This is a genomic window from Stenotrophomonas sp. 80084_Sma (genome assembly GCF_056481995.1).
On sequence record NZ_CM151177.1, the window covers coordinates 54,997 to 78,440 of the forward strand.

A 23,444-nucleotide genomic window follows, 5' to 3' on the forward strand; every position below is an offset into this window, starting at 1 on the left:
CTGATTGCCGGTGAATCCATGCGTCGTCCCGTTTCCCTGTCCCTGACCCTGCTCGCCACCGCGGCGCTGGGCCTGTCCGCCTGCAAGCGCGTGGATGCGCCTGCCGCCGAAGCCGCTGCACCGGAGGCCCCGGCCGCCGCTGCCAAGGCCGACGGCGCGCTCGATGCCACTGCCAACGACAATCTCAATGCGGTGCTGTGGATGCAGCGCGCGCAGGAGTACAAGGCGATCACCGAGCAGACCTACCGTGCCGCCGCCGACCACCTGGATGCCGCGCTGAAGGAAGCCCACTGGGATGCGCTGGTGCCGGAAGAACGCGGCAACGAGGCCAAGGGCCTGAAGCCGGCCGTGGTGCTGGACGTGGATGAGACCGTGCTGGACAACTCGCCCTACCAGGCGCGCCTGGTGCGCGACGGCAAGGAATACGACGAGCTGACCTGGGACCAGTGGGTGGCCGAAAAGAAGGCCAAGGCCATTCCGGGCGTGGTTGATTTCGCCAAGGCCGCCAACGCCAAGGGCGTGACCCTGCTGTACATCTCCAACCGTGCCGTGCACCTGAAGGACGCAACCCTGGCCAACCTGCGCGAGCAGGGCCTGCCGGTGGCCGATGACAGCGTGTTCCTGGGCCTGGGCACCGTGGTCGAAGGCTGCGAGCAGGCCGGCAGCGAGAAGAACTGCCGCCGCCGCCTGGCCGGGCAGAAATACCGCGTGCTGATGCAGTTCGGCGACCAGCTGGGCGATTTCGTCGAAGTGACCGCCAACACCAACGACGGTCGTGACGCGCTGCTGCACCAGTACCACGACTGGTTCGGCGAGCGCTGGTGGATGCTGCCGAACCCGACCTACGGCGGCTTCGAGCCGGCGCAGTTCAACAACGACTACAGCCAGTCGCGCCAGGCCCGTCACGACGCCAAGCGCGCTGCGCTGGACTACGCACCGTGAGCCGCGCGCCGCTGCCGCTGCGCGATGACGAGCGCCTGATCTTCGCGCTGGACGTGCCTGACCGCGTGCAGGCGCTGGAGTGGGTCGACCGCCTCGGCGACAGCGTGGCGTTCTACAAGATCGGCATGGAACTGCTCGCCTCCGGCGAGTACTTCCAGGTGCTGGACGAGCTGGCCCGCCGCGACAAGCGCGTGTTCGTCGACCTGAAGTTCTTCGACATCCCGGCCACCGCCGCGGCGGTGATCAAGCGCCTGTCGCAGTGGCCGGTCAGCTACGCCACCATCCACGGCTGGCACCCGGCGATGATGGAAGCCTGCGCCGCCGCCAACAGCAGCGACATGCGCCTGCTGGCGGTGACCGTGCTGACCTCGATGGGCCGCCCGGACCTGGCGCAGATGGGCATCGACCGTGAGCCGGAGGACGTGGTGGTCGAGCGCGCGCTGGCCGCGCAGGCGGCCGGCATCGATGGCGTGATCGCCTCGGGCCAGGAAGCCGGCCCGATCCGCGCCGCTACCGGCGCCGGGTTCTCGATCGTCTGCCCGGGCATCCGCCCCGGTGGCCCGGTCGGCGATGACCAGAAGCGTACCGTTGGCGTGGCCCAGGCCTTTGCCGATGGCGCCGATGCCATCGTGGTCGGTCGCCCGATCCGCCTGGCCGCCGATCCGCAGGCTGCGGCCCGGGCCATCCAGCAGGAAATCGCGTCGGCGTTGGCTACGCGCTGAGATTCCGCTGCGCAGTCTGCAGGCCCGAACGCCATCCCGACCCGCGCGGGATGGCGTTTTTGCATCCGCCGAAGGACCGGTTGTGCCCGAATCGCCGCAAAACCTGCCGTAGATTTCATGGCCCCGGCGCAAGGCATCAGGCTAATCAATAAAATCAATGATTTATATGACACTACGTGAAGTGTTGCCTTAACTTGAGCGGCAGCGTAGGATCGCCGCCATCCGGTCCTCGGACCGGACATGTGCCACAACACTGTCCACCGGCCCTGCGCCGGCTTGAAGAGCCTGTGATCCTCGTGATCCCGGCTCTTTTTTTATTCCGATCAGTGACTTGCACAAGCAACTGCGGAAACCGTGACGTCCCGGCTTGCCGCTGTCACCTCGCAGGCCGCAAGATGCGGACCGGTCCGGGGAGTCCGAGTGCATGAGCGTGGCAGTGCGAGGAAGGTCTGCGCGTGGATGGGGGCTGGCAGTCATGCTGCTGGCCGTGACCGCGTGCCGTGAACCGGCCAACGATCCGGCCAGGCCGGCAGCCGAACCAGTTGCGGCGGTGCAGGCGATGGCCCTGCGCCTGGCCGAGGACGATCTGGTCGGCTATGCAAAGCTGTCGGTTCCGCCCAGCCAGTACCAGCGCCTGCAGCAGGCCTGGGCCGAGGGCCGCAGCCAGTGGCCGCTGACTGAACTGCCACTGGGCGACCAGCTGCTGCCGATGCTGGCCGCACTGCGCACGCCCAATGCCGGTGCCGAACTGCAACGCAGCTTCGACCGCCAGCTGGCCGGCCAGGCCGGTGCCGTGCGCCAGGCCGCGCAGTCGATGGGCAACTTCGGCGTGCAGTACCTGCGCCACCAGAAGGGCTATACGCCCGGCCAGCAGGCCCATTACATCGCCCTGGTGGAAACCCTCGCCAGCTGGGCGCAGGGCGCGCCGATCAGTGACCGTGCGCGTGCACGCAGCACGATCGCCGCGCTGGTGGGGGCCGCCGGCAAGGTCGGCTTCGACGATGAGGCCGGCCTGCAGGCCGCGGGCATGGAAGGCAGCCTGCAGCAGCTGGCGCCGTTCATCCATACCCTCAAGGCGGTGTTGGGCAGCTACGGGTTGGGCGTGGATGACGCACTGCGCAGCGTGCGCGGTGAACTGCTCTCGGTGGAGGGCGACAATGCGCTGGTACGCCTGCACTACGACCTGGCGGGGCGTGAGATGACCCTGCAGCTGCCGCTGAGCCGCCGCGAGGGCCACTGGTACCTGACCCGCACCCTGGCCGACACCGACGCGCTGCTGCGCAAGGCCGACGCGGCCCGCGCCGCTGCGTCGCCGTCACCGGCTGAAGCCCCCGCCGAGGGTGGGGAAGCGGCAACGCCGCCGCCTAAGCCATAATGGCGCCGATGTCGAAACAGAACCCGCTGCCGTTCCCCGGCGAAGAATCCCAGTCGACGCCCGCCGATACGGTGCCGGCGTCCCCCTCGACCGGTACCGGCCCGAACCCGGTACCGCCGCCCGCGCACGCGCGTCCGGCTGGCCGCCGCCCGCTGTGGGCTCGCCTGCTCGGCCGTCTGGTCGAGCCGTGGCTGTCGCTGAAGATCGAACCGGAAGACCCGGGCCAGTACAACGATGGCCGCCCGGTCATGTACGTGCTGGAAGACTACGGCCTGTCCAATGCGCTGATCCTGGACAAGGCCTGCCGCCAGGCCGGCCTGCCATCGCCGCTGGTGCCGCTGGCCGGTGACCCGACCGGCCGCAAGCGCGCCTACCTGGCGCTGTCGCGGCGCAGCTCCAGCAACTCGCTGATTCCCGAGCAGCGCGGCGCCAAGACCCATTCGGACTCGCTGGCCAAGGTGCTGCAGGCTCATCGCGTGCGCGATGACCTGGACGTGCACCTGGTGCCGGTGTCGATCTTCGTCGGCCGCGCGCCGGACAAGCAGAGCGGCTGGTTCGCCGTGCTGTTCTCGGAAAACTGGGCGCTGGTCGGCCGCTTCCGCCGCCTGCTGGCGGTGCTGCTCAACGGCCGCAGCACCATCGTCCGCTTTGCCCCGCCGATCTCGCTGCGCAGCACCGTGGACGAAGGCCTGGAGCCGGAGCGCACGGTGCGCAAGCTGCAGCGCGTGCTGCGTACGCACTTCCGACGCATCCGTGAATCGGTGATCGGCCCCGACCTGTCGACCCGGCGCCTGCTGGTGGACCAGGTGCTGGCCGCCGAGCCGGTACGCGAAGCGATCGCCGCACAGGCCAAGCGCGACAACTCGAAGCCGGCCGATGCCTGGAAGAAGGCGCACGCCTACGCCTGGGAAATCGCCGCGGACTATTCCAGCCCGGTGGTGCGCTCGGCCAGCTTCATGCTCAGCCACGTGTGGAACCGCATCTATGCGGGCGTGCTGGTGCACCACCTGGACAAGTTCAAGGCCGCCGCGCCGGGCCACGAAGTGGTCTACGTGCCCAGCCACCGCAGCCACATGGACTACCTGCTGCTGTCCTACCTGCTGTACGACCGTGGCATCGTGCCGCCGCACATCGTGGCCGGCATCAACCTGAACCTGCCGGTGGTCGGCACCCTGCTGCGCAAGGGCGGTGCGTTCTTCATCCGCCGCTCGATCCGTGGCAACGCGCTGTACTCGGCGGTGCTCAGCGAATACGTCGCGCAGCTGGTGGCCGGTGGCTACTCGCTGGAGTACTTCGTCGAAGGCGGCCGCTCGCGTACCGGCCGACTGCTGCAGCCCAAGGGCGGCATGATCTCGATGACGCTGCGCGCGTTCCTGCGCCAGCCGCGCAAGCCGGTGCTGTTCCAGCCCATCTACATCGGCTATGAGAAGCTGATGGAGGGCGGCAGCTACCTGGACGAACTGTCCGGCCGGCCGAAGGAAAAGGAATCGATCTGGTCGCTGCTGTGGGGCATCCCCAAGGTGCTCAAGCAGAACTACGGCCAGGTGGTGGTGAACTTCGGCGAACCGATCGCACTGAACGACGTGCTCGCCGAGAAGGCGCCGGAGTGGAAGGGCGAGGCGGTCTCCGAGGACGAGAAGCCGGCGTGGCTGTCGACCACGGTGGATACGCTGGCCGAACGCATCCAGGTGCGCATCAACGGCGCCGCCGACGTCAACCCGATCAACCTGCTGGCGCTGGCCCTGCTGTCCACGCCGAAGCACGCGATGGGCGAGGCCGACCTGATCGCGCAGATCGAGCTGTGCAAGACCCTGCTGGTCGAGATGCCGTACTCGGACCGGGTGACGGTGACCCCGCACTCGCCGGAGCGGATCATCGCCCACGCCGAGGAAATCAACGTCCTCACCCGCATCAAGCACCCGCTGGGCGATGTGCTCAGCGTCAGCGGCGACACCGCGGTGCTGCTCAGCTACTTCCGCAACAACGTGGTGCACCTGTTCACCGCCTCGTCGTGGGTGGCCTGCTGCTTCCAGAACAACCGCCGCATGAGCCGCACCGGCCTGGTCCAGCTGGGCCGTACGGTATACCCGTTCCTGCAGGCCGAGCTGTTCCTGCCGTGGAGCGAGGACGAGTTCGCCCAGCGCATCGACCGGACCATCGATGTGTTCGTGCGTGAGGGCCTGCTGCAGAACGTCAACGATGACGATGGCGGCATCCTGGCGCGCAACACCGGGCAGACCGACGAGGTGTTCCGCCTGCGTGCGATCGGCCATTCGCTGCAGCAGGCGTTCGAGCGCTATTACATCGCCATCTCGGTGCTGGTGAAGAACGGTCCGGGCGTGCTCGGCGCGGCCGAGCTGGAAAGCCTGTGCCAGCAGGCCGCGCAACGGCTGAGCCTGCTGTACGCACCGGCGGCACCGGAGTTCTTCGACAAATCCCTGTTCCGTGGCTTCATCCAGAAGCTGCGCGAGCTGCGCCTGGTGTGGCCGGACGAGAACAGCAAGCTGCTGTTCGACGAACGCCTGGACGCCTGGGCCAAGGATGCCAAGTTCATCCTCGGCCGCGAGCTGCGCCACACCATCGAGCGGGTCAGCCCGGAAGCGGCCCGTCCGGACGAGCCTGCGCCGCAGGATTGAAGGCAGCGCCCGGCGATGCCCGGCGAACGGCATGCCAACCAAGGTTGGCATCTACCGGGGCGAAGCAGTAGATCCACGCCATGCGTGGATGGGCCACCGCTCAGGCCGGTTCGTCGGGAATCTGCAGGCTTTCCAGCCTGGCGATGCAGTCCTTCAGCTGAAGCTTGCGCCGCTTCAGGCGCTTGGCTTCCAGCTCGTCCTCGCCATTGGCGGCCATGCGGGTGATCTGTTCATCCAGCAGGCGGTGCTCGGCGCGCAGGGCGGCGAGGTGCTCGACGATCTCGGCGGGGCTGTAGGTGTCCACAGCCTCCGAGCATACACAGCGATGATGACTGCCGGGAGAGGGGAATCCCGACCCCCGGCCGTGGCCGCTCCGAGCCGTTAGAATGGAACTCATGAGTGCCGTGATTTCCCTTCCCGATCCCCAGCCGCGCGTCGCCCGTGATCCGCGCGTGGCCGAGCGCGAGCAGCACAAGCTGGCCAAGCGCCTGCGCCGCCAGGTCGGCGAGGCGATTGCCGACTTCGGCATGATCGAGGCCGGCGACAAGGTCATGGTCTGCCTGTCCGGCGGCAAGGACAGCTACACCCTGCTGGACGTGCTGCTGCAGCTGCAGAAGAAGGCGCCGGTGCCGTTCGAGCTGGTGGCGGTGAACCTGGACCAGAAGCAGCCGGACTTCCCCGAGCACGTACTGCCGGAATATCTGGCAGGCCTGGGCGTGCCGTATCACATCATCGAGCAGGACACCTATTCGGTGGTCAGCCGGGTCATCCCGGAAGGCAAGACCATGTGTTCGCTGTGCTCGCGGCTGCGTCGTGGCGCGCTGTACAACTACGCCGAACTCCATGGCTTCACCAAGATCGCGCTGGGCCACCACCGCGACGACATGGTGGCCACGTTCTTCATGAACCTGTTCCACCACGCCAAGCTGTCGGGCATGCCGCCGAAGCTGCGCAGCGATGACGGCAAACACGTGGTGATCCGGCCGCTGGCCTATGTGCGCGAAAGCGACATCGTCGAGTACGCACAGGCCCGCCAGTTCCCGATCATTCCCTGCAACCTGTGCGGCAGCCAGGAGAACCTGCAGCGCCGCCAGGTCGGCCTGATGCTGAAGCAGTGGGAAAAGGACCACCCGGGCCGCATCGAGCAGATCGCGCGTGCCATGGGCGAAGTCCGGCCCTCGCAGCTGGCCGACACCACCCTGTTCGACTTCATGGCGCTGGGCCGTCGCGACGACGCGCCGCTGCCCGACGCCCATGCCTGGCTGGCCGGTTCCCCGGCCAACGCCGACGCAGATCCCGAGACGCCCACCGTTTAAGGTCGGTCGCCCTTCCTCTTTGCCATCCGGAATTCCATGTTCTTTCGCAACCTGACGTTCTTCCGTTTCCCGACCACCACCGATTTTTCCGAAGTCGACACCCTGCTGCCGCACGCGCTGCTGAAGCCGGTCGGCGCGCTGGAAATGAACTCGCGCGGCTTCATCTCGCCGTTCGGTCGCGAGGAGAAGGAGCTGCTCTCCCACCGCATCGCCGAACACCTGTGGCTGACCGTGGGCGGCGAGGACAAGATCCTGCCGGCGGCGGTGGTCAACGACCTGCTCGAGCGCAAGCTGGAGGAGATCGAGGAGAAGGAAGGCCGCCGCCCGGGTGGCCGCGAGCGCAAGCGCATGAAGGACGACCTGCTGCATGAACTGCTGCCGCGCGCCTTCGTGAAGTCCTCGCGCAACGACGCCTTCATCGACCTGCAGCACGGCTACGTGGCGGTGGATACCTCCAGCCGCAAGACCGGTGAGTACTTCATGTCCGACATCCGCGGCCTGCTCGGCAGCTTCCCGGCGATGCCGCTGAATGCCGAAGTCGCGCCGCGCTCGATCCTGACCGGCTGGATCGCCGGCGAGCCGCTGCCGACCGGGCTGAGCCTGGGCGAAGAGTGCGAGATGAAGGACCCGGTGGAAGGTGGCGCGGTGGTCAAGTGCCAGCACCAGGAACTGCGCTGCGACGAGATCGACAAGCACCTGGACGCGGGCAAGCAGGTGACCAAGCTGGCGTTGATCTTCGAAGACAACCTGTCCTTCGTGATCGGCGACGACCTGATCGTGCGCAAGCTGAAGTTCCTCGACGGCGCCCTGGACCAGCTGGAGCATGCCGACGAAGACGGCCGCCGCGCCGAGTTCGACGCCCGCTTCGCCCTGCAGAGCGCCGAGATCCGCCGCCTGTTCCTGTTGCTGGAAGAAGCCTTCAAGCTCAGCAAGGCTGACTGAACAGGCAGCCCGACGGCCGCCGGTCATCCGGCGGCCCGAAGCGGCGCTATGCTGGGCGCATGAGCCGTCTGCTGCGCCGCCTGATCAGCCCGACCCCGCCCGCCACCGTACAGCGCGACACCGTTCGCCTGCGCCTGGAGGATGCCGAGATCGAGGTGCTGCGCGTGCGCGATCCACGTGCGCGCCGCATCAAGCTGAGCGTGGACGAACGCGGCGCACGTTTGACCCTACCACCGCGCGCAAGCCTGGTGATGGGCGAACGCTTCCTGGAACAACACCGCGACTGGTTGGCATTGCAGCTGCGCCAGTACCAGGGCCAGGGCCTGCCGGCGCCGCTGCAGCCCGGCGAAGCCGGTGTGCTGCCACTGCGCGGCGAACTGCTGCCGCTGCGCTGGCAGGAAGGCCGCTACGCGCGGCTGGAGATCGACGCGCACGGCGCCTGCGTGCAGTGGCCGACCCGCGGCGGTGATGCCACCCTGCGCCGCCTGCTGCGCGAGTTCTACGAAGCCCAGACCCGCGCCGACGTCGGCCGCTGGCTGCCGAAGTACCTGCCCACCCTGCCGCGCGCACCCAGCCGCCTGCGCCTGAAGGTGATGTCCTCGCAATGGGGCTCACTTGCCCCGGACGGCAGCATGGCACTGGACCTGGCCCTGGTGCTGGGCCGATCCGAGGCGTTCGAGTACGTGCTGGTGCACGAACTCTGCCACCTGATCCAGCCGAATCACTCACCCGCGTTCTGGCATGAAGTGGAACAACGCTTCCCCGCCTGGCGCGAACAGCGCGACTACTTCCAGCTCGAAGGGCGCCGCTTGAAAGCTATGCTCCGCCAGCTGCTGTAGAGCCGAGCCTATGCTCGGCTAACGCGCGTAGCGCGGATATTCAGCCCTCGCGATCAACAGCAGCCGAGCATGGCTCGGCTCTACAAAAGCGCGCGCAGCGCGCGACCCGCTTTCGCTCCTGCTCTTCTTTCTTTCTTCCGTGGTGGGCACACCGGAAAGTGTCCGTGGCCGGGTGGGGTGGGTTGCGCAGGGGCGTGAGCCGCATGGGCCCGAGGCATGCCTCGGGCGGGTTGGGCAGGACGCCCAAGCCCGGTCTTGCCGTGTGCGCAGGACAGCGCACACGAGCAAGCGGCGACCGAGCTTACAGGGGTGAAGGCGCTTTGCTTGCGAAGCACTGCTTCGCAAGCGCCTGAACGCACAGCCGCCAGCGGCTGGGCCGGGCCCCGGAGGGGGACTTGCAGCGACCTCTGCGCAATCCACCCCACCCGGCCAAGCACGGCTTCTGATCTGAACGACCCACCACGAGGGGCTCAGCCGTTGGTCGAAACCCTCACCCCGCCCGCAGCGCCGCCGCCGCCGCCCACCGCGCCGCCACCCGCGGCGCCGTAATGCACACCGCCTGATCGGTCACTGTCGTCACCGCGCGCTCCAGCAGCTGGATATCCGCCTCATGCTGGCGCGCCACATGCGGATCCTCGAAGAAGATCGCGCGCTGGCAACGCCCCTCCAGCACCCGGTCGGCAATCTGCGCATCACCGCCCATCGGGCCGCTCTGGTAGCGCGTCACCCACGGCGTATCACGCGGCCAGCCCCGGCTCCAGGCCAGCGCGTTCAAACGCTGGCCGGTGGTCCCGGTGGCCACCCGCTCATCGAACCGGGCCAGCACATCGAAGTGCTCATCGGCGAAGGCCAGCATCGCCGGCTTCATCGCATCGTGCGCGATCAGCGCCAGCGTCTGGCCTTCGAACGCATGCAGGTCGTCGGCGCCGGCATCGGCTGCCAGCCCGGCGTGGACGCGCTCCACCTCCACCCAGTCGCGTGCGGTGGCCACGGTCGAAATGAACGGCTTGCCGTGGATCACGCACTGCCGCTTGAGCGCGGTTGCTTCCGGAAACACCGAGGATGGATCGACCGGGTCGATCAGGTAGATCGCGCCATCCAGTGTCCGATCCGGACCCATGCCAACGACTTCGGCGACCAGCTTCATCAGGCCACCCTCGCGTCCGTAGGGATAACGGTGCAGGCCCGCGTACCCGGTCAGGAAGCCCTGCCGTTCGATCGCGTCATGGGTGCGGCCGACCGCATGCAGCGACACGCCCAGCTCGCGCAGGCCGGCCTCGCTGCTGCGCAGCCAACGGAACAGCGCAGCGCGCGCGTCGTGGTGATGAAGACGGTTGGCAGCCAGGCCGATGCGCATCGAACGCTCCGCAGGTACGGGTGAAGGCGGCAGTGTATGTCGGCATTCCCCCATCTGGATGCTTTTACAACTTTCTTCATTGCCGTCGGCCCGGGCGTCGATAGCGTGGCAGGCAGCGGTACCGCAGCGCGGCCGTTCCTTCCGCCCGCGAGATGAGGATGCCTACCGTGAATGTCGCCGGCTTCCCGGCAGCCATTGCTGTCATGGCCAGCCTGCTGCTGCCTGCCGCGGCCTCCGCCACGGGCTGCAGCACACCGCTGCGCATCGCCTGGCCGTCCGACCGTGCTCCTTTGTCGTCCAGCGAACAGGGCGAAGCCCGGGGGCTCGGCGCGGCGTACCTGAAGCTGCTGGGCGGGCAACGGCCACTGCAGCTGTTGCCCGTGCCGGCCACCAGCGTGGACCGGGACGAGCTGCCGGCCGGCACCCAGGCGCTGCTGGGATGGCCACGCTCGCAACTGCCTGCCGGATGGGTGGTCAGCACGCCCTACCTGCAGCTGCCACAGGTGATCGTGCGCCGGGAGGATGCGCCGCCGGTGCTGGGCCTGGAAGATCTACGTGGACGCATTGTGGCCAGCCCCAGCCGGGTGCCGCTGCAGGGGCTGCTGGCCGAGCAGGCAGCGGGTGCACAGCTGCTGCCTCCGGCAGCGCTGGACGATGCACTCCCGCTGCTGGGTACCGGATTGGTCGATGCGGTGGTCGCCAACCTCGGCGACGTCGAGGCGGCGTTGCGCCGCTACCAGGGCGATGCACTGCTGATCGCCGCGCCGGCCGGATTCGATGATGCCCTGGTGCTGGCGACCACGCCCGCCTGCGCCGATGTCATCGCCGGCTTCGAACAGGCGCTGTCGCAGCTGACCGACACCGAACGCGATCAGATCCGCGCGGCCTGGCTGCCGGACCGGCCGCGCAATGCTCCGTCATCGTCGCCCCTGCGCTGGCTGGTGCCGGCCTCGCTCATCCTGCTCGCCCTGGCGCTGGTCCATGCCTTCGGCTACTGGCGGGTCCATCGCGAGAGCGTGCGCCGCCGAGGGGTGGAGCAGCGCCTGCAGGAGGTGACCGCGAACCTGCCGGCGGTGGTCTACCAGGCGCGTCGTTCGGCGGGCGGCCACTACAGCTTTCCGCAGATCGCCGGGGACGTGCAGGCCCTGTTCGGAATCAGCGTGGAGACCGCGCGGATCGATCACCAGCGGTTGTTGGCCGCGGTCCACCCGGATGACCGCAACCAGGTGATGGCCTGCGTCGAGATGGCTGCATTGGCGCGTGGCCCGATCGACGTCACCTTCCGCACCCGCTCGCCACAGGGCTGGCGATGGGTGCGCTCGCATGGGCGGCCGTTGTCCTGCGACGACAGCGACGTCGAGTGGAGCGGCTACTGGATCGACGTCAGTGAGGTGCAGTCACGTACCCGCGCGCTGGCCGAAGCGCGCCGCGAGGCCGAGCAGGCGGCACAGGCCAAGGCGCACTTCCTGGCAACGATGAGCCACGAGATCCGCACCCCGATGAGCACGCTGCTGGGCATGCTCGAACGGCTGGCGGGCAGCAGGCTGGAGCCGCGCCAGCAGCAGGTGCTGGCCACCGTCGATGATGCCGCGCGGATGCTGCGGCAGATCCTCGACGATGTACTGCACAGCCAACGCCTGGAGGGCGCACCACTGCAGCTGCGGCCCACCGACCTGGCGGCACTGGTGCGCGCGGTGCAGCAGCTGCTGATGCCGGTGGCCGCCAGCCGAGGCCTGCACCTGCAGGTGGTGCTTGATCCGGAGATGCAGCCGGGATCGCTGGCCGATGGCCTGCGCCTGCGCCAGATCCTGTTCAACTTGGCCGGCAACGCGTTGAAGTTCACCCGGCACGGCCACGTGGAACTGCAGGTGCAGGTACTGCAGCAACGCGACTGGGGCCAGCGGCTGCGCCTGCAGGTAAGCGACAGCGGCGTGGGCATCAGCGAGGAGCGCCAGCAGGCGGTGTTCGCTGCCTATACCCAGGCGGAGCGCTCGACCACGCGGCGCTTCGGCGGCAGTGGGCTGGGCCTGGCGATCTGCCGCGAGCTGGCGATCTCGATGGGGGCGGAGCTGCAGCTGCGCAGCTCACCCGGGAAGGGCACCACGGTGTGGCTGGATCTGGACCTGGATGCCTGTGAGGCACCCGTGGCCGCGCCCGCGCCGGCGGTTGCGGACGAGCGTCCATTGCCGGCGGCGCGCGTGCTGATGGCTGAAGACCATCCCACCAACCTGCATCTGCTGGAGCAGCACCTGTGTGCGCTCGGGCTGCAGGTCCACGCCTGTACCGATGGACGGTCGGCGCTTGAAGCATGGCAGGCGCAGCCGTTCGACCTGGTCATCACCGACTGCCACATGCCGGGCATGGATGGCTTCGCGCTGGCACGGGCGATCCGTGCCGATGCCTGCCCGGCGCGTGCGCAGGTGCCGATCATCGCGCTCACCGCCAGCGTGATGGAAAGCACCCGCGAAGCCTGTCGTGCGGCTGGCATCGACCACTTCCTGGCCAAGCCGGTGGAGCCGCACGCACTGCGGGCGCTGCTGGCGGCATTGCTGGTACCGGACTCAGTGGGCCAGTAGCCGCACGATGCTGGCGGCGGCATCGCGGCCTTCGGCCACGGCGGTCACCACCAGGTCAGCACCGCGCACCGCGTCACCACCGGCGAACAGGCGCGGATGCGCGGTCTGGAATGGCAGGCGGTCCTTGCCGCCGGCCACGATGCGTCCGTTGGACTGGCCTTCCACGCCCAGCTCGGCCAGCCACGCCGGCACGCTCGGTGAGAAGCCGAAGGCGATGATCACCACGTCCGCTTCCAGCAGCGATTCACTGCCTTCGATCGGCACGGCGTTCTGGCGGCCGTTGGCATCGGGCTCGCCCAGCCGGGTTTCCACCACGGTCACGCCGATCACTTCATCGTCGGCGCCGGCTTCGATCGACAGCGGCTGCCGGTTGAACAGGAAGCGCACGCCTTCTTCGCGGGCATTGGCCACTTCGCGCGCGCTGCCGGGCATGTTGGCTTCGTCGCGGCGATAGGCACAGGTGACCTTGGCCGCGCCCAGCCGCACCGCGCTGCGCACGCAGTCCATGCCGGTATCGCCGCCACCGAGCACCACCACGCGCTTGCCGTTGAGGTCGGGCAGGGCAATGGTGTCTTCCCAGCCGGCAATCGGCCGACCCTTCGGGTCATCGCCGCCCACAATGCGGCTGTTCTGTACCAGGAACGGCAGGGCCGGCAGCACGCCCTTCAGGTCCTGGCCGTCGAGGCCACCATCGGTGTAGCGGTAGGCGCCGGTGCCGACGAACACCGCGTCGTGGCTGTCCAGCAGCTGCTGCACGCTCAGGTCACGGCCGATCTCCACGCCGAGGCGGAACTGCACGCCCATGCCCTCCAGCACTTCGCGGCGGCGGTGGATCACGTCCTTGTCCAGCTTGAAGCTGGGAATGCCGAACTGCAGCAGGCCGCCGATCTGCTCATAGCGGTCGTAGACCACGGCGGCAATGCCAGCGCGGGCGAGGCGATCGGCGCAGGCCAGGCCGGCCGGACCGGCGCCGATCACCGCCACGCTGTGGCCGCTGGGCTGCACCGCGCCCAGGTCAGGGCGCCAGCCGCTGGCCAGCGCGGTATCGACGATGTACTTCTCCACCGCACCGATGGTGACCGCACCGAATTCCTCCAGCGTGCAGCTGCCCTCGCACAGTCGATCCTGCGGGCAGACCCGGCCGCACACCTCCGGCAACGGGTTGGTGCTGTGGCACAGCGTGGCGGCTTCGTGGATGCGGTTCTCCTGCACCAGCTGCAGCCACTGCGGAATGGCGTTGTGCACCGGGCACTTCCAGCTGCAGTAGGGGTTGCCGCAATCCAGGCAGCGACCGGCCTGGTACTGGGCGTCCTCCTTGCCGAACTTGCCGTACAACTCGCCCCAGTCGCCGGACGTGCGCAGTTCCACCGGAATGCGCTGCGGCATGGTGCGGGGCAGGTCGAGGAACTGGAAGGCGTGCTTGCGGCTCATGGCGGGCTCTGGAATGCGGGGGGGAACGTTGCCGGCCAGCGGCCGGCACTACGTGATCCTGGGATGCCGGCCAGCGGCCGGCACTACGTGATCCTGGGATGCCGGCCAGCGGCCGGCACTGCCGTTAGGCGGCGCGTCGCAGGGTTTCGGTCAGCGACTCGATGCTGGCGGCCTTCGGTTTGACCAGCCAGAACTTGCCGATGTAGTCGCGGAACTCGTCCAGGATCTGCTGCGCCCAGATGCTGCCGGTCAGCTCGCGATGGCGGCCGATCAGGCGGTGCAGGTGCTGGCGGTAGTTCTCGAAGCCTTCGGCGGACACGCGATGGATGTCGATCAGCTCGTGGTTGTAGCGGTCGACGAAGTCGCGGTCGACGTCCAGCACGTAGGCCAGCCCGCCGGTGAAACCCGCACCGAAGTTCAGGCCGACCTTGCCCAGCACCAGTACCACGCCATCAGTCATGTACTCGCAGCAGTGGTCACCGGCGCCTTCCACCACCGCCAGCGCGCCGGAATTGCGCACGGCGAAGCGTTCGCCGGCACGACCGGCAGCGAACAGTTCACCGCCGGTGGCACCGTACAGGCAGGTGTTGCCGATGATCGCGGTGCTGCGTGCCTCGAAGCGGGCGCCGCGCGGCGGACGCACCACCAGGCGGCCGCCGGCCATGCCCTTGCCGACGTAGTCGTTGGCTTCGCCTTCCACTTCCAGGTGCAGGCCACCGACGTTGAACGCGCCGAAGCTCTGCCCGGCACTGCCGCGGAAACGCAGTTCCAGCGGCGCCTCGGCCATGCCCTGGTTGCCGTGTGCGCGTGCCACCGCACCGGCCAGGCGGGTGCCGATGCTGCGGTCGGTGTTGTGGATAAGGAAGCGGTGTTCGCCACCGCGCTTGTGTTCGATGGCCGGGGCCAGCAGGCCGTCCATCTGCGTGGCCAGGCTGTCCGGCGATTCGTACAGGCGCTGCGCGGCACAGTGACTGCCCTCGTAGCGGGCATCGGCCAGCAGGCGTGACAGGTCCACGCGCACGCCGTCGCGCGGCGCCGCCTCGATCTGCCGCAGCAGGTCGGTGCGGCCCACGATTTCTTCCAGCGAACGTGCGCCCAGGTAGGACAGCCAGCCACGCACTTCCTCGGCCAGCAGGCGGAAGAAGTTCTCCACGCGCTCGGGCTGGCCGGTGAAGTGGTTCTCGCGCAGGCGCTCGTCCTGGGTGGCCACGCCGGTGGCGCAGTTGTTGAGGTGGCAGATGCGCAGGTACTTGCAGCCCAGCACGATCATCGGTGCGGTGCCGAAGCCGAAGCTGTCCGCGCCCAGCAGCGCGGCCTTGACCACGTCCAGGCCGGTCTTCAGGCCGCCGTCGGTCTGCAGCAGGGTACGCCCGCGCAGGTCGTTGGCCAGCAGCGCCTGGTGCGCTTCGGCCACGCCCAGTTCCCACGGTACGCCGGCATAGCGGATCGAGCTGACCGGCGAGGCACCGGTGCCGCCGTCATGGCCAGAGATGGTGATCAGGTCCGCTCCGGCCTTGACCACGCCCGCGGCAATCGTGCCGACGCCGGCATGGCTGACCAGCTTCACCGACACCAGCGCGGTCGGGTTGACCTGCTTGAGGTCGTAGATCAGCTGCGCCAGGTCCTCGATCGAATAGATGTCGTGGTGCGGCGGCGGCGAGATCAGGCCGATGCCTGGACGCGCGTAGCGCAGCCGCGCGATCAGCTCGTTGACCTTGTGCCCGGGCAGCTGGCCGCCTTCGCCGGGCTTGGCGCCCTGCGCGACCTTGATCTGCAGCACTTCGGCATTGACCAGGTATTCGGCGGTGACGCCGAAGCGGCCCGAGGCCACCTGCTTGATCTTGCTGCGCTTGGCGGTGCCATAGCGGGCGGGATCCTCACCGCCTTCGCCGGAATTGCTGCGACCACCGAGGCGGTTCATCGCAATCGCCAGCGCCTCGTGTGCTTCTGGTGACAGCGCACCGAGACTGATCGCCGCGGTATCGAAGCGCGGGAACAGTTCGCTGGCCGGCGCCACGTCATCGAGTGGTGTCGGCGCAGCGGCCGGCACCAGTTCCAGCAGGTCGCGCAGTGCCGACGGCGGACGCGCGTGCACGGCATCGCAGTACTGCTGCCAGGCACGCGGATCGCCGCTGCGCGCCGCGCGCTGCAGGGTGGTCACCACGTCCGGGTTGTACATGTGGTACTCGCCGCCGTGCACGTACTTCAGCAGGCCGCCGACATCCACGTCCTGCTGCGCATCCCAGGCCTGCGCACACAGCTCGCGTGCGTCGGCATCCAGGCGCGCGAAACCGGCACCACCGATGCGCGAAGCGGTATCCGGGAAGCACAGGTCCACGACTTCCGGTTCCAGGCCGATGATCTCGAACAGCTGCGCGCCGCGGTAGCTGGCCACGGTACAGATGCCCATCTTCGAGATGATCTTCGACAGGCCCTTGTACACGCCCTTGCGGTAGCGGCGGCCGATCTGCGACTGCTCACCGCCCTTGCTGAGCTTGAGGATGCCGCGTCGGCCCAGATCGAACAGGGTCTGGTAGGCCAGGTACGGATACACCGCCGTGGCGCCGAAGCCGAGCAGGCAGGCCATGTGGTGCGGGTCGCGCGCGGTGCCGGTCTCGACGATGAGATTCACGTCGCAGCGCAGGCCCAGCCGTGAGAGGTGGTGGTGGATGGCGCTGGTAGCGAGCAGGGCATGCACCATCGGCCGCCCGGCCACCGGGTAGCGGTCAGACAGCAGCAGCATCACCATACCCTCGCGCGCGGCCTGTTCGGCCTCGGCACAGATACGCTCGATGCCGGCACGCAGGCCCTCGTCTTCGCTGTAGGACAGGTCGAGCAGGCGGTTGGCCTGCACGTACTGGTCCATCTTCAGCAGCTGGCGCAGCTTGCGCTGGCTGAGCACCGGCGAATTGAGGATGACGTGGTTCACCGTCTCCGGGCCGGCATGGAAGATGTTGGTCTCCTTGCCGAGCTGGGTGGACAGCGACATCGCGCAGTCTTCGCGCAGCGGGTCGATCGGCGGGTTGGTGACCTGCGCGAAGGCCTGGCGGAAATAGTCGTACAGTGGACGGCTGCGCTGGCTCAGCACCGCCATCGGCGTGTCGTCGCCCATCGAGCCGGTGGCTTCCTGTTCGGTCTCGGCCAGCGGCCGCAGCACCTGTTCCGCTTCCTCGCTGCTGAGCTGGTAGAGCTTGTGGTAGCTGCGCAGGGTGCCTTCGTCGAAGGGTTCCTCCACCAGCGACGGGTCGATCAGTTCGGTCTGCAGGTAGGTCACGCCCTGCTGCAGCCATTGCTTGTACGGCGCGCGACCGCGGTTGATGCGATCCACCGCATCGGAGTCGAGCAGGTCACCGCGCTTGAGATCGATGGCCACCATTTCGCCGGGGCCGAGCTTGCCCTTGCGCACCACGCGCTCGGTCGGCACTTCCCACACACCCGCTTCGGAGGCGACCAGGAAGTGGCGGTCGGCGGTCAGCATCCAGCGCGCCGGACGCAGGCCGTTGCGGTCCAAGGTGCACACCGCATAGCGGCTGTCGCAGGCGACGATGCCGGCCGGGCCATCCCACGGTTCGCTGTTCAGTCCGTGGAACTCGTAGAAGGCGGCCAGGTCCGGATCCTTGAATTCCAGCGACTGGGTGGCCGGCGGCACCAGGATGCGCAGCGCCTGGATCAGCTCCATACCACCGGCCACCATCAGCTCCAGCATGTTGTCCAGGCTCTGCGAGTCAGAGCCGTGCATGGAGATGACCGGGTCGAATTCACCGATGTCGAAGCGCGGCGTCTTCCACACCTTGCTGCGCGCCTGGGCCCAGCGCCGGTTGCCTTCGATGGTGTTGATCTCGCCGTTGTGGGCGAGCATGCGGAACGGGTGCGCCAGCGGCCAGCGCGGCAGTGTGTTGGTGGAGAAGCGCTGGTGGAACACGATCGCGCTGGAGGCCAGCTCGCGGCGCTGCAGGTCCGGGAAGAAACGGCTGAGCTTGTCCGGCAGCACCATGCCCTTGTAGCTGATCGCATCCGGGGTGAGGGTGGTGACGTAGAAGTCGGCGTGTTCGCGCAGCTGCTGTTCGCTGCGGCGACGGGCCAGGAACAGCGCCAGCGCGAAGCCGGCATCGTCCTGGCCGATGCCGGCGTCGACGAACACCTGCTCGATGCGCGGCAGCGTGTCGCGCGCCAGCTGGCCGCAGACGCTGTCATCGGTGGGCACCTCGCGCCAGCCGGCGACCTTGCAGCCGACCGCTTCCACCTGCGCCTGCAGCTGCGCGCGGCAGGCCTGCGCCGCGTCGGCGTCGTGCGGCAGGAACACCAGGCCGGCGGCGAAACGCGCAGCGACCGCGATGCCGGCTTCGCTGGCCAGCAGTTTCAGGAACGCATCGGGGCGGCGCAGCAGCAGGCCGCAGCCATCGCCGGTCAGGCCATCGGCGGCGACACCGCCACGGTGGGTCATGCGCGAAAGCGCGGCGATGGCGGTATCAACCAACAGGCGCGATGGTTGATCGTCGAGCTGGGCGACCATGCCAAATCCACAGGCATCGCGCTCGGAGCGCGGGTCGTAAAGCCCTTGGCGGTTGCGGGGGGCCATCTCTACCTCGATGCGGAATGAATTGAACGGGGACACTCAAGCCCGCTCAATCCCTGGAGCGCATCGTGAGGCCACCGGATGCCTCGACTAGATCACAGGTTGCTGCAACGCCGCAATACACGGTTGCAGGTGCAACAGAACGCGCCGGCAACCCAGTGCCGGCGCGGGGCCGGACTCAGCCGCAGCGCGCGCCGCTGACGGCGCCCTTGGCGTCCACTTCGATGTTCAGGCGGTCGCCGAGGAACTCCATCGTGGCCACGTCGTTGGGCTTGAGCACGCGCACCTGGTTGGCGCCGGCATCTTCCTGCGCCTGCTTGCCCAGCGCGTCGGTGTAGGTCTGGCCGACCAGGCTCTGCACCTGGCTGGCATCGCAGGTGCCGACCGGCGGAGCCTCGGTGGCCTTGCCGGCTTCGTCGGCCGGCGCCTTGGCGGCTTCGGCGGCCTGCTGGGCGTGGGCCGTGGCCGAATCCTGTTCATCCAGCGCCGGTGCCTGGCAGGCGGTCAGCGCCAGCACGGCCGGCAGCAACAGGGCGGAGAGCGAACGGGCGCGAATCGGGAACGACATCATGACTCCGGAAGGGGTTGTGAAGACCCGAGCATAGCGGCGAACCGGCCCTCACGTGTTTGTCTTGTGTTATCGACAGGATCGCGGCATGGCGACGGCGACACTACCGACATGCCAACCCCCTCTACTCCCGAACGACAGGCCGCACGCGCGGCCGGCCTGCGCTATGTCGACGATACCCAGCCGGGCATCAGCCGGCGCCGCGCCGGCAAGGGTTTCAGCTACCGCGATGCCGATGGCCACGCGATACGCGACGCCACCACCCTGCAACGCATCCGGGCGCTGGCGATTCCGCCGGCGTATACCGCCGTATGGATCTGCGCCCACGCCAACGGCCACCTGCAGGCCACCGGCCGCGATGCACGCGGACGCAAGCAGTACCGCTACCACGCCGACTGGGCCAAGGAGCGCGACGCCGGCAAGTTCGACCGCATCATCGCCTTTGGCGAGGCCTTGCCCACGCTGCGGCGGCGGTTGTCGCGGGATCTCAAGCGACCTGGGTTTCCGCAGGAAAAGGTGCTGGCCATGGTGGTGGCGCTGTTGGCGGACACCCTGGTGCGGGTCGGCAATGAAACCTATGCACAACAGAACCGTTCGTTCGGACTGACCACGCTGCGCAACCGCCATCTGGAGCTGCTGCGCGGCGGCCGGGTGCGCATGCGCTTCCGCGGCAAGTCCGGGCAGCTGCAGGAGGTGACCGTGGGCGACCGCAGGCTGGGGCTGCTGGTGCGGCGCCTGCAGCAGCTGCCGGGGCAGGCGCTGTTCCAGTACCGCGATGATGACGGTGCGCTGCAGCCGGTGGAATCCGGCGCGGTGAACGACTACCTGCGCGAGGTGATGGGCGAGGACTTCACTGCCAAGGATTTCCGCACCTGGGGTGGCACGGTGGCGGCGGTGCAGGCGTTTGCCGCCACCGAACTGCCGGAACCGGCCAGTCAGCGCGCGCTGGCGCAGGCGCAGCGCGCGGTGGTGTGCGAAGTGGCATCGCTGCTGGGCAACACTCCGGCGGTGTGCCGCAAGGCCTACATCGACCCGTGCGTGTTCGCCGGCTGGGAACGCGGCGAACTGGCCACGCTGGCCGGCCTGCGCGGGCCGCGCCAGTGGGAACAGGCCACCCTGCGCGTGCTGCGCAGGGCGCGCCGGCTCAACCGCAGTAGATCGCGGTGATGTTGTTGGTGCGGCCCTTTTCGATGGTCAGGCGGTCGCCGCCTTCGCTGGCCGGCGGTACCCGCGGACCGTCATGGCGCAGCACCCGAACATGCAGGCTGTCGCTGTCCACGCGTGCGCGGGCCACGGTGGCATCCGAAGCGGCCAAGCCCAGTGCGCCGCGCACCATGTCGCTGTGGCACTGCCCGGAAATCACACCGTCGATCGGCTGCACCTGGGCCATCGGTGTGCTGCTGCAGGCGGCGAGGGCGAAGCAGACGGCGGTGGTAGCGATGGCATGTTTCATGGTGGCGTTCCTTGTGTGGTTGCGTGCAGCGTGCGACGTCGCACGTGGTGGCGGAATGAATACCGTGCACATCGTGGACACGGTGCGCTCACTGCCGCCAACAGCATAGGTGGAGACACTGCAGGCGCGGCGGATGCCGCCCCGGTAGTGCCGGCCGCTGGCCGGCAACCCCATTCCCCCCGAGGAGACCTGCATGGCCACCGCCAAGAAGACCCCCGCCCGCCGCAAGGCATCGCCGAAGGTGCGCAAAGGCAGCACCGCAACCAATACCGTCGCCGACCCCGATCGCCCGCGCGTGGTGAAGACCGCAACCCGCAAGGCGGCTGCCGGCGATCCGCGGGCAGCGCGCGTCGCGGCCCGGCAGCGGCGCCTGCAGGACCAGGAAAAGGCCAAGGATGTGCGCGCGGCAAAGAAGGCAACAAAGAAGACCGCGACCCAGGCAGGTGCACGCCGTCAGCCGGAGGCGATGCCGGCGCAGCAGCTGGCCAAGCCAGGGCATGAACACGAACTGGAGCTGGCGCCGCGTTTCCTTGCACCGGACTACACCGGCAGCGGCAAGCTGCAGGGCATGCGTGCGATCGTCACCGGTGGCGATTCCGGCATTGGCCGTGCAGTGGCGGTGCTGTTCGCACGCGAAGGCGCCGATGTGGCGGTACTGCACCTGGACGAGGCTGAGGACGCGGACATCACCCGCCAGCACGTGGAGCGCGAAGGCGGCCGCTGCGTGGTGATCGCCGGCGACGTGCGCGATCCGCGCTTCTGCAACAAGGCGGTCAAGCAGGTGGCCAAGGCGTTCGGCGGCATCGACATCCTGGTCAACAATGCCGCGTTCCAGCTGCATTGCGAGCGGCTGGAAGACCTGGAAGACGCGCATCTGCAGGAAACCCTGCAGACCAACATCGGCGGTTACATACAGATGGCGCGCGCGGTACTGCCGCATCTGGGCGAGGGTGCCAGCATCATCAACACAGGATCGGAAACGGGAATCTTCGGCAGCAAGGCGCTGATCGATTACTCGGCCACCAAGGGCGCGATCCATGCGTTCACCAAATCGCTGGCGAGCCAATTGCTACCACGTGGCATCCGGGTCAACTGCGTGGCGCCGGGACCGGTGTGGACGCCGCTGAACCCGGCCGACAAGCCGGCGGAGGACGTGGCGGAGTTCGGCAAGGACAGCGACATGGGGCGGCCCGCACAGCCTGAAGAACTGTCGCCGGCCTATGTATTCCTGGCCTCGCCGGTCTGTGCCAGCTACATCAGCGGGGTGATCCTGCCGGTGATGGGCGGGCCGCACGGCTGACGCACCGATTCTGCCGGAAATGGCCGTCGGCGCGGCCGATGCTCCGGTAGTGCCGGCCGCTGGCCGGCAGCCTCAGGGCACGGTCACCGCAGGCGCATAAAGATCGGCAATGCGCGGAATGAACTGCTGTGGATTGGCACCGACCAGATTGGTCAGCACCACCACCGCGACGTCGCGGTCGGGATAGACCACGAAGGCCGAGCGCGCACCGCCGATACCGGCCACCTGCAGGTCGGGCGATGTGCGCAGCACCGGCCAGCCGCCCGCCCATGGGCCGGCACGGCCATCGGTGAGGCGCTCTGCGGTCCACATCCTCTTCCGAGCTGCATCCTGAAGCAGGCGCCCGTCGGTCAACGCGACCAGCCAGCGCGCGGTGTCATCGGCGGTGGTCAGGATGCCGCCGCCGGCCCACAGGCTGGGTGGCATGTCGTAAAACCAGTGCGACAGCCGTGGCGGTGTCTCGGCCGGTTCGGTTGCACGCGGGGCCAGGCTGTACATCGTTGCCGCATCGGGTACCAGGTCGTAGCTGTCGCCGAAGGTGGTGCGGTCCATGCCGACCGTGCCGAACTGGCTGCTGGCGAGGAAGCGTTCGTAGGGCATGCCCGATTGCCGCGCGATGATCCGCGCCAGCAGCAGGTAGTTGGTCTGGTTGTAGGCGAAGCGCTGGCCGGGTGCGGCATCCATCGGCCGCGCGGTCACGGCCTGCCAGGCCTGCGCTTCGGTGCCTCCACCCAGCAGGCCATGCTCATCGAGGATGTCCGGCAGGCCCGAGGTGTGCGCGAGCAGCTGGCGCACGCGAACGTCTTGCCAGGCCGGCGGCAGCGCATCGAGATAGCGCGCCAGCGGCGCATCCAGATCCAGCTTGCCCTGCTGCGCCAGCTGCGCGGCCGCCACGCCGGTGAAGGCCTTGGTGGCCGAGTTCAGCGGGAAGCGGGTGCTGCGCGTGGCGGCGATGCCGTTTTCCACGTTGGCCAGGCCGAAGGCTTCGGACAGCACCACGTGGCCATCCTGGACCACGGCCACCTGCAGGCCGGGGATGCGCTCTTCCTGCATGGTCTGGCGGATCAGGCGACGCGCCTGCTCGTTGGCGGCATCAGGGCCGGGCGAAGCGGCGGACACTGGCAGGGCGGCGAGGAGCAGGAGCAGGACGGGCAGCGTTGGGCGGAACATGGGCATTCCCGGTGGGGTGTCGGGATCGGATGCGTGGGGCGTGGAGAAGGTTTAAGCGTGATAATGCTGAGATTCCAACATGTTGCTGTGGAATCAGGTCGAAGCGATTCTGGCTTCGCCAGAAGTGCGAGTATGCATGGGGGCGCCTGCCGCGTTGTAATGTAGGCGATAACGTGAAGCGCACTGGCGGTGTATGCCGCAGTGCTTCAGCCATGGGAACGGCGACCTCTGGGGGAGAGGC

General features: G+C 68.3%; 17 protein-coding genes. 10 read left to right on the forward strand and 7 right to left on the reverse strand.

Features of this window, described 5'->3' with window-relative positions; all coding sequences use genetic code 11:
- The first annotated feature begins 18 nt into the window (after positions 1 to 18).
- The 4 genes from ACZK3W_RS00245 (at position 19) to plsB (ending at position 5,675) form a co-directional block, all read left to right on the forward strand.
- A complete protein-coding gene (locus ACZK3W_RS00245) occupies positions 19 to 942 on the forward strand; it encodes a 5'-nucleotidase, lipoprotein e(P4) family (protein WP_478450282.1) in 924 nt (307 codons plus the stop codon).
- A complete protein-coding gene (gene pyrF, locus ACZK3W_RS00250) occupies positions 939 to 1,664 on the forward strand; it encodes an orotidine-5'-phosphate decarboxylase (RefSeq protein WP_478450283.1) in 726 nt (241 codons plus the stop codon). The genes ACZK3W_RS00245 and pyrF overlap by 4 nt, the downstream gene beginning before the upstream one ends.
- Positions 1,665 to 2,088: 424 nt before the next feature.
- Entirely contained in the window at positions 2,089 to 3,039 is a 951-nt protein-coding gene (locus ACZK3W_RS00255) for a hypothetical protein (RefSeq protein WP_343237823.1), read from the forward strand.
- On the forward strand, positions 3,039 to 5,675 hold the full coding sequence (plsB, locus tag ACZK3W_RS00260) for a glycerol-3-phosphate 1-O-acyltransferase PlsB (protein WP_032128690.1): 2,637 nt from the start codon (positions 3,039 to 3,041) through the stop codon (positions 5,673 to 5,675). Before ACZK3W_RS00255 ends, plsB begins: the two co-directional genes overlap by 1 nt.
- 100 nt (positions 5,676 to 5,775) lie before the next feature.
- Here plsB and ACZK3W_RS00265 read toward each other — a convergent pair whose 3' ends face one another.
- Positions 5,776 to 5,979 carry a YdcH family protein gene (locus tag ACZK3W_RS00265; RefSeq protein WP_005421068.1) on the reverse strand — a complete coding sequence of 68 codons (204 nt, stop codon included), beginning with the start codon at positions 5,977 to 5,979 and terminating at the stop codon, positions 5,776 to 5,778.
- Between the two features lie 91 nt (positions 5,980 to 6,070).
- Between ACZK3W_RS00265 and ttcA the strand changes: the two genes are divergently transcribed.
- From ttcA to ACZK3W_RS00280, 3 genes are read left to right on the forward strand one after another with little or no spacing between them, the layout of a single operon-like run.
- Complete coding sequence (ttcA, locus tag ACZK3W_RS00270) at positions 6,071 to 6,991, forward strand: tRNA 2-thiocytidine(32) synthetase TtcA (RefSeq protein WP_478450284.1); 921 nt, start codon at positions 6,071 to 6,073, stop codon at positions 6,989 to 6,991.
- Between the two features lie 36 nt (positions 6,992 to 7,027).
- A complete protein-coding gene (locus tag ACZK3W_RS00275) occupies positions 7,028 to 7,933 on the forward strand; it encodes a recombination-associated protein RdgC (protein WP_005411825.1) in 906 nt (301 codons plus the stop codon).
- A gap of 59 nt (positions 7,934 to 7,992) precedes the next feature.
- Positions 7,993 to 8,772, forward strand: a complete 780-nt coding sequence (locus tag ACZK3W_RS00280; protein ID WP_121504985.1) for a YgjP-like metallopeptidase domain-containing protein — start codon at positions 7,993 to 7,995, stop codon at positions 8,770 to 8,772.
- Between the two features lie 490 nt (positions 8,773 to 9,262).
- Here the strand turns inward: ACZK3W_RS00280 and ACZK3W_RS00285 are convergent, their stop codons facing one another.
- Entirely contained in the window at positions 9,263 to 10,129 is an 867-nt protein-coding gene (locus ACZK3W_RS00285) for a methylglyoxal synthase (protein WP_346485058.1), read from the reverse strand.
- 167 nt (positions 10,130 to 10,296) lie between these two features.
- On the opposite strand from ACZK3W_RS00285, the gene ACZK3W_RS00290 reads away from it, so the two are divergent.
- Positions 10,297 to 12,705, forward strand: coding sequence for an ATP-binding protein (locus tag ACZK3W_RS00290; protein WP_201119265.1), 2,409 nt, complete (start codon positions 10,297 to 10,299; stop codon positions 12,703 to 12,705).
- Here the strand turns inward: ACZK3W_RS00290 and ACZK3W_RS00295 are convergent.
- The 3 genes from ACZK3W_RS00295 to ACZK3W_RS00305 all read right to left on the reverse strand — a co-directional run bounded on the left by ACZK3W_RS00295 (position 12,691) and on the right by ACZK3W_RS00305 (position 19,280).
- A complete protein-coding gene (locus ACZK3W_RS00295) occupies positions 12,691 to 14,136 on the reverse strand; it encodes an FAD-dependent oxidoreductase (protein WP_014035469.1) in 1,446 nt (481 codons plus the stop codon). The genes ACZK3W_RS00290 and ACZK3W_RS00295 overlap by 15 nt on opposite strands.
- 124 nt (positions 14,137 to 14,260) lie before the next feature.
- Entirely contained in the window at positions 14,261 to 18,715 is a 4,455-nt protein-coding gene (gene gltB, locus ACZK3W_RS00300) for a glutamate synthase large subunit (protein WP_478450285.1), read from the reverse strand.
- A gap of 175 nt (positions 18,716 to 18,890) precedes the next feature.
- A complete protein-coding gene (locus tag ACZK3W_RS00305; RefSeq protein ID WP_004133799.1) occupies positions 18,891 to 19,280 on the reverse strand; it encodes an I78 family peptidase inhibitor in 390 nt (129 codons plus the stop codon).
- Between the two features lie 111 nt (positions 19,281 to 19,391).
- On the opposite strand from ACZK3W_RS00305, the gene ACZK3W_RS00310 reads away from it, so the two are divergent.
- Positions 19,392 to 20,447 (forward strand): DNA topoisomerase IB, encoded by a 1,056-nt coding sequence (locus tag ACZK3W_RS00310; protein WP_180837748.1) that lies wholly within the window; start codon positions 19,392 to 19,394, stop codon positions 20,445 to 20,447.
- On the opposite strand, the gene ACZK3W_RS00315 is transcribed toward ACZK3W_RS00310, so the two are convergent.
- The gene (locus tag ACZK3W_RS00315) at positions 20,425 to 20,733 is read right to left on the reverse strand and encodes a hypothetical protein (protein WP_004153470.1); all 309 of its coding nucleotides are present in this window, start codon (positions 20,731 to 20,733) and stop codon (positions 20,425 to 20,427) included. The genes ACZK3W_RS00310 and ACZK3W_RS00315 overlap by 23 nt on opposite strands.
- 193 nt (positions 20,734 to 20,926) lie before the next feature.
- Here ACZK3W_RS00315 and ACZK3W_RS00320 point away from each other — a divergent pair, with 193 nt between their 5' ends.
- Positions 20,927 to 22,033 (forward strand): SDR family oxidoreductase, encoded by a 1,107-nt coding sequence (locus ACZK3W_RS00320; RefSeq protein WP_478450286.1) that lies wholly within the window; start codon positions 20,927 to 20,929, stop codon positions 22,031 to 22,033.
- A gap of 72 nt (positions 22,034 to 22,105) precedes the next feature.
- Here ACZK3W_RS00320 and ACZK3W_RS00325 read toward each other — a convergent pair whose 3' ends face one another.
- Positions 22,106 to 23,173: a serine hydrolase domain-containing protein gene (locus ACZK3W_RS00325; RefSeq protein WP_478450837.1), complete on the reverse strand. Its 1,068-nt coding sequence runs from the start codon at positions 23,171 to 23,173 to the stop codon at positions 22,106 to 22,108.
- Positions 23,174 to 23,444: the final 271 nt, after the last annotated feature.